6 protein-coding genes are annotated in these 11,598 nt (G+C 69.4%); all 6 read left to right on the top strand.

Features of this window, described 5'->3' with window-relative positions; translation table 11 throughout:
- Positions 1-16: 16 nt before the first annotated feature.
- The 6 genes from DMC61_RS18065 (at position 17) to DMC61_RS18040 (ending at position 11,583) form a co-directional block, all read left to right on the top strand.
- Positions 17-5,593 (top strand): non-ribosomal peptide synthetase, encoded by a 5,577-nt coding sequence (locus DMC61_RS18065; RefSeq protein ID WP_125690254.1) that lies wholly within the window; start codon positions 17-19, stop codon positions 5,591-5,593.
- On the top strand, positions 5,590-5,799 hold the full coding sequence (locus DMC61_RS18060) for an MbtH family protein (RefSeq protein ID WP_007034149.1): 210 nt from the start codon (positions 5,590-5,592) through the stop codon (positions 5,797-5,799). The genes DMC61_RS18065 and DMC61_RS18060 overlap by 4 nt, the downstream gene beginning before the upstream one ends.
- Positions 5,800-5,886: 87 nt before the next feature.
- Positions 5,887-7,062, top strand: a complete 1,176-nt coding sequence (locus DMC61_RS18055; RefSeq protein WP_125690253.1) for a cytochrome P450 — start codon at positions 5,887-5,889, stop codon at positions 7,060-7,062.
- A gap of 457 nt (positions 7,063-7,519) precedes the next feature.
- The gene (locus tag DMC61_RS18050; protein ID WP_125690252.1) at positions 7,520-8,716 is read left to right on the top strand and encodes a cytochrome P450; all 1,197 of its coding nucleotides are present in this window, start codon (positions 7,520-7,522) and stop codon (positions 8,714-8,716) included.
- A gap of 126 nt (positions 8,717-8,842) precedes the next feature.
- Positions 8,843-10,063 carry a cytochrome P450 gene (locus tag DMC61_RS18045; RefSeq protein WP_125690251.1) on the top strand — a complete coding sequence of 407 codons (1,221 nt, stop codon included), beginning with the start codon at positions 8,843-8,845 and terminating at the stop codon, positions 10,061-10,063.
- Between the two features lie 44 nt (positions 10,064-10,107).
- Positions 10,108-11,583, top strand: a complete 1,476-nt coding sequence (locus tag DMC61_RS18040) for a tryptophan 7-halogenase (RefSeq protein ID WP_125690250.1) — start codon at positions 10,108-10,110, stop codon at positions 11,581-11,583.
- The last annotated feature ends 15 nt before the right edge of the window (positions 11,584-11,598 follow it).

Genomic DNA, 11,598 nt, shown 5'->3' with positions numbered 1-11,598 from the left:
CCTTAAGGAGCAGATCGTGACCGTAGACGACACTCGCGCGAAGCCCCGCTCGAGCGTGGAGGACGTCTGGCCTCTTTCGCCGCTGCAAGAGGGAATGCTTTTCCACACCGCCCTCGACAAGGACGGGCCGGACACCTACACGGTGCAGACCGTCTACGGGATCGACGGGCCGCTGGACGCGGGACGGCTGAAGGCGTCGTGGCAGGCGCTCGTGGACCGGCACGCCGCGTTGCGGGCCTGTTTCCGCTACGTCAGCGGCGCGCAGATGGTGCAGGTCATCGCGCGGGACGCCGAGATCCCGTGGCGGGAGACGGATCTTTCGGGACTGGCGGCCGACGCCGTCGAAGCCGAAGTCGACAGGCTGGCCGCGGCGGAGGTGGCCGAGCGGTTGAGCGTCGCAACGGCGCCGCTGATGAAACTGCACCTGATCCGGCTGGGCGAGGAGAGCCACCGGCTCGTGCACACCCTGCACCACGTGCTGACCGACGGCTGGTCGATGCCGATCATCCACCGCGAGCTCGCCGAGATCTACGCCGCCGGAGGCGACGCGTCCGGGCTGTCGCCCACCGTCTCCTACCGGGACTACCTCGCCTGGCTGGGACGGCAGGACAAGGAAGCGGCGAAGGCGGCCTGGCGGAACGAGCTCGCCGGGCTCGACACCCCGACCTTGGTCGTTCCCGCCGATCCGGCGCGCGTGCCGGATATCCACACCACGGTGGTCGAGCTGTCGGCGGAGCTGACCGACGGCCTCGCCCGGCTGGCGCGCGGCAACGGTCTGACCCTGAACTCCGTCGTGCAGGGCGCGTGGGCCGTCGTGCTGTCGCAGCTCGCCGGTCGCACCGACGTGGTGTTCGGCGCGACCGCTTCGGGGCGGCCCGCCGATCTCCCCGGGGTGGAGTCGATGGTGGGGCAGCTGCTCAACACCCTGCCGGTCCGTGTCCGGCTCGACGGCGCGAAGCGGGCCGTCGACCTGTTCGACGAGGTGCAGCGCGGCCAGGCGGCGCTCATGGCGCACCAGTATCTCGGGCTCCAGGACGTGCGGAGCGTCGCCGGCCCCGGGGCGGTCTTCGACACGCTCGTCATCTACGAGAACTTCCCCCGCAAGGGACTCGGGCGGCCGTCGGGTGACGGCCTGAACCTGCTCCCGCTGAAGCGGGGGAGCAACTCCTCGCACTATCCGTTCACCCTCGTCACCGGCCCGGGCGAACGGATGCCGCTCATCCTCGACTACGACCGGGGCCTGTTCGATCCCGCGGCCGCCGAATCGGTCGTCGGCGCGATGGCACGGGTGCTGGAGCGGCTGGTCGCCGAGCCCGACGTCCTCGTCGGCCGGCTGACCCTCGCGAGCGAGGCCGAACGCGCCCTGGTGGTGGACGGTTTCAACGCGACCGCGGGGCCGGTGCCGGGGGACTCCGTCGTCGAACTGTTCGCGCGGCGGGTGGCCGGGGCGCCGGACGCGGTGGCGATCATCGACGCCGGCGGCGCGAACCTGACCTACGCCGAAGTCGATCAGGCGTCGGATCGGCTGGCCGGGTATCTCGCCGGTCGCGGCGTCGGCCGCGGCGACCGCGTCGGCGTGGCCATGGAAAGGTCGCCGGAGCTGCTCATCGCGTTCCTGGCGATCTGGAAGGCGGGCGCCGCCTATGTGCCGGTGGACATCGAGTACCCGGCCGAGCGCGTCGCCTTCATCCTCGCCGACTCCGGCGTCTCGACCGTTTTGTGCACCGAGGCCACGAAGGCGGTCGCTCCGGAGGACGCGATCGTGCTCGACGCGCCCGGAACACGCGCTGCCGTGGACGGGTGCGCCGCACCGGGGATCCGGCCGCACGCGGACGATCTGGCGTACGTCATGTACACCTCGGGATCCACCGGCCTGCCGAAGGGCGTGGGGATCCCGCACGGGGCGGTCGCCGGGTTGGCGGGTGACGCGGGCTGGCAGATCGGCGAGGACGACGGCGTCCTGATGCACGCGACGCACGTCTTCGACCCGTCGCTGTACGCGATGTGGGTGCCGCTCGTCTCCGGCGCCCGGGTCCTGCTCACCGAACCGGGCGTGCTGGACGCGGCCGGGGTCCGGCAGGCCGTGCGACGGGGCGCGACCTACGTCCACCTCACCGCGGGCACCTTCCGCGCACTGGCGGAAACCTCGCCGGAGTGCTTCGAAGGCCTCATCGAGATCGGGACCGGCGGCGACGTGGTCCCCTTGCAGTCGGTGGAGAACCTGCGGCGGGCCCAGCCCGGCCTGCGCGTGCGCAACACCTACGGGCCGACCGAGACCACCCTGTGCGCGACCTGGCTGCCGATCGAACCCGGTGCCGTGCTCGGCCCCGAGCTGCCGATCGGCCACCCGATGACCAACCGCCGGATTTACGTGCTCGACGCCTTCCTGCGCCCGGTCCCGCCGGGTGTGGCCGGCGAGCTGTACATCGCGGGCACGGGGCTGGCCCGCGGCTACCTGAACAACCCCGGCCTGACCGCCGACCGGTTCGTGGCGTGCCCCTTCCTCCCCGGTGAGCGCATGTACCGCACCGGGGACCTGGCCCGCTGGACCCGCGACGGCGAGATCGTGTTCCTCGGCCGCGCCGACGACCAGGTGAAGATCCGCGGTTACCGGGTCGAGCTCGGTGAGGTGGAGGCCGTGCTGGCCGCCCAGCCGGGAGTGGTCGAGGCGGTCCTGCTGGCGCGTGAGGACCAGCCGGGCGAAAAGCGCCTTGTCGGCTACTTCGTGTCCGACGGCACCGACGCCGGGCCGGAGGAGATCCGGCGGCGGATGGGCCTGGTCCTGCCCGACTACATGGTCCCGATCGCGGTCGTGGCACTGCCCGGCCTGCCGGTCACCCCCAACGGCAAGGTGGATCGGCGGGCGCTGCCCGCCCCGGACCTCGCGGGACGCTCGTCGGAGAAGGCGCCGGAGAGCGAGACCGAAAAGGTGCTGTGCGCGCTGTTCGCCGAGATCCTCAGCGTCGAGCAGGTGGGGGTCGACGACGCCTTCAACGACCTCGGTGGCAGTTCGGCGCTGGCGATGCGGCTCGTCGCGCGGATCCGTGAGGAACTCGGCGAGGACCTGCCCATCCGGCAGCTGTTCTCCTCGCCGACGCCCGCGGGGCTGGCCAGGGCCCTGGCCGCGAAGTCCCGTCCCGTACTGGAAGCCGCCAAGCGGCCGGACCGGGTGCCGTTGACCGCCCGGCAGCTGCGGGCCTGGCTGCTGGCCGATCCCGGCGGGGAGACGGCGGGCCTGACCACCTCGGTCGCGCTTCGCCTGCACGGCAAGCTGAACGTGCCCGCGCTGGTGACGGCGCTCGGCGACGTCGCCGAGCGGCACGAGCTCCTCCGCACGACTTTCCCCGGTGACGCGCAGAGCGTGCACCAGCTCGTCCACGACACCCCGGCGGCCGGGCCCGTCCCGATCCCGGTGACCGAGGAGGCCCTCCCCGGGTTGCTCGCCGAGCGGCGCGAGGCCGCCTTCGACCTCACCCGTGAGGTTCCGTGGCGGTGCGATCTGTTCGAGCTCTCGGAAAAGGAACACGTGCTGCACCTCCAGGTGCACCGGATCCTGGCGGACGACGATTCGCTGGACGTGTTCTTCCGCGACCTGGCGGCCGCCTACGGCGCGCGGCGTGAGGGCCGGGTCCCGCAGCGGGCGCCGTTGGCGTTGCAGTTCGCCGACTACGCGCTCTGGGAGCGGCGGCTGCTGGAAGACGAGAACGAACCCGGCAGCCTGATCAACGAACAGTTCGCCTTCTGGCGGGAGAACCTGGCCGGTATCGACGGCGAGACGGTGCTCCCGTTCGACCGGCCGCGGCCCGCCGTCCCGTCGCGGCGGGCGGGCACCGTCGCGCTGCGACTGGACGCCGGCCCGCACGCCCGGCTGACGGAGGCCGCGGAGTCGGCGGGCGTGGAAACGTCGCGGCTGGTGCACGCGGCGCTCGCCATGCTGCTGGCCAAGTACGGCGCGGGCGAAGACGTGGTGATCGGCTCGGCGCTGCCCCGGGACGAGGAACTCTTCGACCTCGAACCGATGGTCGGACCGTTCACCCGGCCGCTCGCCGTGCGCACGGATCTCTCGGGTGATCCGACCCATCTGGAGGTCGTCAACCGGGTGCAAGAAGCCTTCCAGGCGACCGAACAGCATCTGGACGTGCCCTTCGAGCGCATCGTCGAACTGCTCGAACTGCCCGCCTCGCTCTCCCGTCATCCCGTGTTCCAGGTGGGTTTGCGGGTGGACGAGGAGGACATCGACGGCTGGACGGCGGCGGAACTGCCCGCCCTGCGCACCAGTGTCGAACCCGGTGGGGTCGATGCCATGGAGCTGGACCTGTCGGTCGAACTCACCGAGCTTTTCGACGACGACGACGAACCGGGCGGCTTCGAGGGCGTGCTGCGCTACGCCACCGACCTGTTCGACGAGGCCACGGCCGAGTCGGTGGCCCGGCGGCTGGTCCGCGTCCTCGAACAGGTGGCGGAGGATCCCGGGCGGCGGATCAGCGAGCTGGACCTCTTCCTGGACGACTTCGAACGCTCCCGTCCGCCCATCGCGCCGGCGCGCTGGGCCGGGGCCGTCCCGCAGGTGGTCGCCGGCGTGGCCGGGGACGGGCCGCTCGGCGCGCTCGTACTGGACGAGCGGTCGCGCCCCGTCGCCCCGGGCACCGTCGGCGAGCTCTACGTCACCGGTCCCGCGGTGGACGAGGGACCGGCCGATCTCCCGACCGTGCCGTGTCCGTTCGGGGAGGAGGGGCACCGGATGCTGCGGACCGGTCTGCTCGCCAGGAAGACGCCCGCCAAGACCCTGGTCGTCGTCGGCGAGCGGCGGCGGACGAGCTCTTCGGTGAAGACGGGCGACTTCGAGATCCTGCTGCCGCTCCGGACGGCCGGGGACCGGCCCCCGCTCTTCTGTGTCCACGCGAGCGGCGGGCTGAGCTGGAACTACGAGCCGCTGTTGCGTCACCTCCCGCCGAACCAGCCGGTCTACGGCGTCCAGGCCCGCGGTCTCGCCAGGACCGAGCCGCTGCCGGGCAGCGTCGAGGAGATGGCCGCCGACTACCTCGCGCAGATCCGTGCCGTGCAGCCGGAAGGGCCGTATCACCTGCTCGGCTGGTCGCTCGGCGGCCGTATCGCCCAGGCGATGGCCAAACTGCTGGAGGAGGAAGGGGAGAAGGTCGGCCTGCTCGCCTTGCTCGACGCCTATCCCGTCTACATGGGACGGAAGACGACCGGGGCGGCGAGCGAGGAAGAGGCGCTGTCGAAGCGGAACCAGGCGGACCTCGACCTCGCGGGCCAGCTGGTCAAGGGAGAGGCCGCCCGTGCCCGCCTGGAGGCGGTCATGCGCAACCTCTGGGACGTCGGGCCACGCCACGTCTCTTCCCCCTTCGCCGGCGACATCCTGCTCTTCGTGGCCACTGTGGACCGTCCCGAGCATTTGCCGGTTTCGGTGGCGAAGGCCAGCTGGAAGGACTTCACCAGCGGGACCATCGAGACCCACGACGTCCCGTCCAACCACTACGACATGGTGCAAACCGCGGCGCTGGGCCAGATTGGAGCCATCGTCGCCGAGAAACTCCGGCAGCGTCCGGAAGGTGAAAGGACACAACGATGACCAACCCCTTCGACAACGAAGACGGTTCCTTTTTCGTTCTGGTCAACGACGAGGGACAGCACTCGCTGTGGCCCGCCTTCGCCGAGGTGCCCGCGGGCTGGACCACGGTGCACGGCGAGGCAGGCCGCAAGGAATGCCTCGCCTACGTCGAGGAGAACTGGACCGACCTCCGGCCGAAGAGCCTCATCCAGGAAGCGGGCGCCTGAGGGCGCGTGTCCAGCCGCTCAACGCGGACGGTTGGACACGCCGCGACCTTCGATCACCGGCTGGATGAGGCGAAAGGACCTTGTGCAGTGTTCGAGGAGAAGAACGCCCTCCGGGGCACGGAGATCCACCGGAGAGAGCGCTTCGATCCGGGGCCGGAACTGCGCTCCCTGATGGCCGAGGGCCGCATGTCCGTGATGGAGTCCGAAGACGGCCCGGACGGGCGGACCGGGTGGCTCGCCACCGGGTACGAGGAAACCCGCCAGGTGCTCGGCTCGGACAAGTTCAGCGCCAAGCTGCTCTTCGGCGGCACCGCGGCGGGCCGGATCTGGCCCGGCTTCCTCAACCAGTACGACCCGCCGGAACACACGCGGCTGCGCCGGATGGTGGCGTCGGCGTTCACCTTCCGGCGCATGCAGGACTTCCGGCCGAAGATCGAGGCGATCGTCGAGGCCACGCTGGACGACATCGAGGCCACCGGCGGGCCGGTGGACTTCGTGCCGCGGTTCGCGTGGCCCGTGGCGACGACGGTGATCTGCGACTTCCTCGGCATCCCGCGTGACGACCAGGCCGACCTGTCCCGCGCCCTGCACGCCAGCCGGGCCGAACGGTCGGGCAAACGGCGTGTGGCGGCGGGGAACAAGTACTGGACGTACATGGGCCAGATCGCGGCCAAGACGCGCCGCGATCCCGGTGACGACATGTTCGGCGCCGTGGTGCGCGAGCACGGCGACGACATCACCGACGCGGAACTGCTGGGCGTGGCCGCGTTCGTCATGGGGGCGAGCGGGGACCAGGTGGCCAGGTTCCTCGCGGCGGGGGCGTGGCTGATGGTCGAGCACCCCGAGCAGTTCGCCGTGCTCCGGGACGAGCCGGAAACCGTCCCGGACTGGCTGAACGAGGTGGCCCGGTACCTCACCAGCGACGAGAAGACCACCCCGCGCATCGCGCGGGAGGACGTGTACATCGGTGACCAGCTGGTGAAGAAGGGCGACGCCGTCACCTGCTCGCTGCTGGCTTCGAACCGCCGGAAGTTCCCCGACCCGGAGGACCGGTTCGACATCACCCGGGAAAAGCCGGCGCACGTCACCTTCGGGCACGGCATCCATCACTGCCTCGGCAGGCCGCTGGCCGAAATGGTGTTCCGGGCGGCGATCCCGGGCCTGGCGCACCGCTTTCCCAAGCTCCGGCTGGCCGAACCGGACCGCGAGATCAAACTGGGCCCGCCGCCGTTCGACGTCGAATCCCTGCTGCTCGACTGGTAGCCCGGGCCGTTCCGTTGCCGGGTAAGGCGAAGCCGGCGCCGGCCCGGTCCGCGGACTGCGTTGCGAAAGCCACTTTCGCAACCTTCAACGTTGCGAAAGTGGCTTTCGCAATGTCGGGCCGGCCCGCTGTCGTGTGACTGGAGGGACGACACAGGTGACTGGATGGACGACAAGCACGTTCAGGCGGACGGATCGGCCGTGTTGGATGCCGTCCCTCCAGTCACGCGTGTCGTCCGTTGGATCACAGGTGCTGTCCGGCCAGTCACGGGAAATCACCATCTCAGTGGACGGCCGGCCCCGGCACGTCACCCTTTTCGCCTTCCCTCTCAACGACGGGAGCCGAGCGTGTCGCGAAAGCCACTTTCGCGACGTGTGATGTCCCGAAAGTGGCTTTCGCGACACGCTCGCGGACGGCCCGCCCATGAAAGCGCATGACACGTTCGCAAAGGAGTTCCCGTTGAGTGAGGACGACCCGCGCCCGCTGCACATTCGCAGACAGGGGCTGGACCCGGCACCCGAACTGCTCGCCGCCGGGCCGCTGACGAGGGTCACCATCGGCTCCGGAGCGGACGCCGAAACGCATTGGATGGCCACCGCGCACGCCGTCGTCCGGCAGGTGATGGGCGATCACAAGAGTTTCAGCACCCGGCGTCGCTGGGACCCGCGGGACGAGATCGGCGGGAAGGGCATCTTCCGGCCGCGGGAACTGGTCGGCAACCTGATGGACTACGACCCGCCCGAGCACGCCAGGCTGCGGCAGAAGCTGAACCCGGGTTTCACGCTGCGCAAGATGCAGCGGATGGGGCCGTACATCGAACAGATCGTGACCGAACGGCTCGACGAGCTGGAGCAGGCGGGATCTCCCGCGGATCTGGTGGGGATCGTCGCCGACAAGGTCCCCGGCGCCGTGCTGTGCGAACTGATCGGTGTGCCGAGGGACGACCGCGCCACGTTCTTGCAGTTGTGTCACGCGCATCTCGACGCCTCGCGCAGCCAGAAGAGACGCGCGGTGGCGGGTGAGGCGTTCTCCCGCTACCTGCTGGCGATGATCGCCAGGGAACGCAAGGAACCGGGCGAAGGGCTGATCGGAGCGGTCGTCGCCGAGTACGGCGACGAAGCCACGGACGAGGAACTGCGCGGCTTCTGCGTGCAGGTGATGCTGGCCGGTGACGACAACATCTCCGGCATGATCGGCCTCGGTGCGCTGGCCCTGCTGCGGCACCCCGGGCAGATCGCCGCGTTCCAAGGCGACGAGCAGCAGGCGCAACGGGCGGTCGACGAGCTGATCCGGTACCTGACGGTCCCGTATTCCCCGACTCCCCGGATCGCCATGCGGGACATCACCATCGCGGGCCAGGCGATCAAAAAGGGCGATAGCGTCATCTGTTCCCTCCCGGCGGCCAACCGGGATCCCGCGCTGGTGCCGGAGCCCGGACGCCTCGACGTCACCCGCGAGTCCGCGCCGCATGTCGCGTTCGGGCACGGTGTCCATCACTGCCTGGGCGCCGCGCTGACCCGGCTCCAACTGCGTACCGTGTTCACCTTGCTGTGGCGGCGTTTTCCCGAGCTGAGGCTGGCGGATCCCGCGCAGGACACCAAGTTCCGCCTGACCACCCCGGCGTACGGATTGACCGAGCTGATGGTCGCCTGGTGATCGGCGGCTCCGTCCACGCGAGGTCGCTGGACGTGCCGCCCGATTACCGGTCAAATTGGGCGTCGCTGTGTTCGGGCGGTCGAAGCCGAAAGACACTTTCCCGGTCTACCAAGGAGTTCCAGTCGGATGGGGCACGGTATCGAACAGGTCGCGCCACTCCTGGAGGAGCCCGCGAACTTTCAGCTGAGAACGAACTGCGATCCGCATACGGACAATTTCGCACTGAGGGCGCACGGCCCGCTCGTCCGGATAGCCGGCGATTCCTCGGCCCAGCTCGGCCGGGATTTCGTCTGGCAGGCCCACGGCTACGACGTCGTGCGCAGGATCCTCGGTGACCACGAGAATTTCACGACGCGCCCGCAATTCACCCAGGCGAAATCCGGGGCGCATGTCGAGGCCCAGTTCGTCGGGCAGATCTCGACCTACGATCCGCCCGAGCACACCCGGTTGCGGAAGATGCTGACGCCGGAGTTCACCGTCCGGCGGATCCGCCGGATGGAGCCCGCGATCCAGAGCCTCGTCGACGATCGTCTCGACATGCTGGAGGCCGAGGGATCGCCCGCGGATCTCCAGGGCCTGTTCGCCGATCCGGTCGGCGCTCACGCCCTGTGCGAACTGCTCGGCATCCCCCGTGACGACCAGCGCGAGTTCGTCCGGCGGATCAGGCGGAACGCCGATCTGAGCCGCGGCCTCAAGGCGCGGGCCGCCGACAGCGCGGCGTTCAACCGGTACCTGGACAACCTCATCGCCCGGCAGCGCGCGGAGCCCGACGACGGACTCCTCGGCACGATCGTGCGAGAGTACGGCGGCAACGTCACGGACGAGGAGTTGCGGGGCCTGTGCACGGCGCTGATCCTCGGCGGTGTCGAAACCGTCGCGGGGATGATCGGCTTCGGCGTGCTCGCCCTCCTCCAGCACCCCGGCCAGATACCGTTGCTTTTCGAAGGCCCGGAAAAGGCCGACCGCGTCGTCAACGAACTGGTGCGCTATCTGTCGCCCGTGCAGGCGCCGAATCCCCGGCTCGCCATCAAGGACGTGGTCGTCGACGGGCAGCTGATCAAAGCGGGGGATTATGTCCTGTGCTCGGTTCTCATGGCGAACAGGGACGAAGCGCTGACCCCCGATCCGAACGTTTTCGACGCGAACCGAACCGCTGTTTCAGATGTCGGGTTCGGGCACGGAATCCATTACTGCGTCGGTGCCGCTTTGGCCCGGTCGATGCTGCGGACGGCCTATCAGACTTTGTGGCGGCGATTCCCGGGGCTGCGGCTGGCCGTGCCCGTCGAAGAAGTGAAGTACCGCAGCGCGTTCGTTGACTGCCCCGATCAAGTACCGGTCACCTGGTGACGACCGGCCCGGCGAAGTGACACTCGACAAAGGAATGGTGGGAAATGTCGGTCGAAGATTTCGATGTTGTGGTGGCGGGCGGCGGGCCGGGTGGTTCGACGGTGGCCACCCTGGTGGCGATGCAGGGACACCGGGTCCTGCTGCTGGAGAAAGAGGTCTTCCCCCGGTACCAGATCGGTGAGTCGTTGCTGCCCGCCACGGTGCACGGGGTCTGCCGGATGCTCGGCGTCGCGGACGAGCTGGCGAATTCCGGGTTCCCGATCAAACGCGGCGGCACGTTCCGCTGGGGCGCCCGTCCGGAGCCGTGGACGTTCCACTTCGGGATCTCGGCCAAGATGGCGGGCTCGACGTCGCACGCCTATCAGGTCGAGCGGGCGAAGTTCGACGACATCCTGCTGAAGAACGCCAAGAGCAAGGGCGTCGTCGTGCGGGAAGGCTGCTCGGTCAACGACGTCGTGGAGGACGGCGAGCGGGTCACCGGCGCGCGCTACACCGACGCGGACGGCAACGCGCACGAAGTCTCGGCCCGGTTCGTGATCGACGCGTCGGGCAACAAGAGCCGGCTCTACACGAAGGTCGGCGGTTCGCGGAACTACTCGGAGTTCTTCCGCAGCCTCGCGCTGTTCGGCTATTTCGAGGGTGGCAAACGGCTGCCCGAGCCGGTGTCGGGCAACATCCTGAGCGTCGCCTTCGACAGCGGCTGGTTCTGGTACATCCCCCTGAGCGACACGCTGACCAGCGTCGGCGCGGTCGTGCGCCGGGAGGACGCCGACAAGATCCAGGGCGACCGCGAGAAGGCCCTCAACACCTTGATCGCCGAATGCCCGCTGATCTCGGAGTACCTCTCGAACGCGACCAGGGTGACCACCGGCAGGTACGGCGAACTGCGGGTGCGCAAGGACTACTCGTACCAGCAGGACAGCTACTGGCGGCCGGGGATGGTCCTGGTCGGCGACGCCGCGTGCTTCGTGGACCCGGTGTTCTCCTCCGGGGTGCACCTGGCGACCTACAGCGCGCTGCTCGCGGCCCGGTCGATCAACAGCGTCCTCGCGGGCGACCTCGACGAGAAGACCGCGCTGAACGAGTTCGAGGCGCGCTATCGCCGCGAGTACGGCGTCTTCTACGAGTTCCTCGTCTCCTTCTATCAGATGAACGTCAACGAGGAATCGTACTTCTGGCAGGCCAAGAAGGTCACGCAGAACCAGAGCACCGACATCGAGTCGTTCGTCGAGCTGATCGGCGGGGTGTCGTCCGGCGAGACCGCGCTGACGGCCGCCGACCGGATCGCCGCGAACAGCGCCGAATTCGCCGCCGCCGTCGACAAGATGGCGACAGGCGACGGCGACGACATGGTGCCGATGTTCAAGTCGACCGTGGTCAAGCAGGCGATGCAGGAAGCGGGCCAGGTCCAGATGAAGGCGCTGCTCGGCGAGGACGCCGAACCCGAGCTGCCGCTGTTCCCCGGCGGCCTGGTGACTTCGCCCGACGGGATGAAGTGGCTGCCTCACCACCCGGCCTGAAATCTCCGCACGCCG

The sequence above is a fragment of the Amycolatopsis sp. WAC 04169 genome (assembly GCF_003947535.1).
Taxonomy (GTDB): Bacteria; Actinomycetota; Actinomycetes; order Mycobacteriales; family Pseudonocardiaceae; genus Amycolatopsis; species Amycolatopsis keratiniphila.
This window is presented reverse-complemented; position numbering and strand designations above follow the sequence as displayed.

What these genes read in the sequence shown, in the direction of transcription:
- DMC61_RS18040 (WP_125690250.1), top strand. Translation starts at nt 10,108, where the DNA reads ATGTCGGTCGAAGATTTCGATGTTGTGGTGGCGGGCGGCGGGCCGGGT.
- DMC61_RS18060 (WP_007034149.1), top strand. Translation starts at nt 5,590, where the DNA reads ATGACCAACCCCTTCGACAACGAAGACGGTTCCTTTTTCGTTCTGGTC.
- DMC61_RS18045 (WP_125690251.1), top strand. Translation starts at nt 8,843, where the DNA reads ATGGGGCACGGTATCGAACAGGTCGCGCCACTCCTGGAGGAGCCCGCG.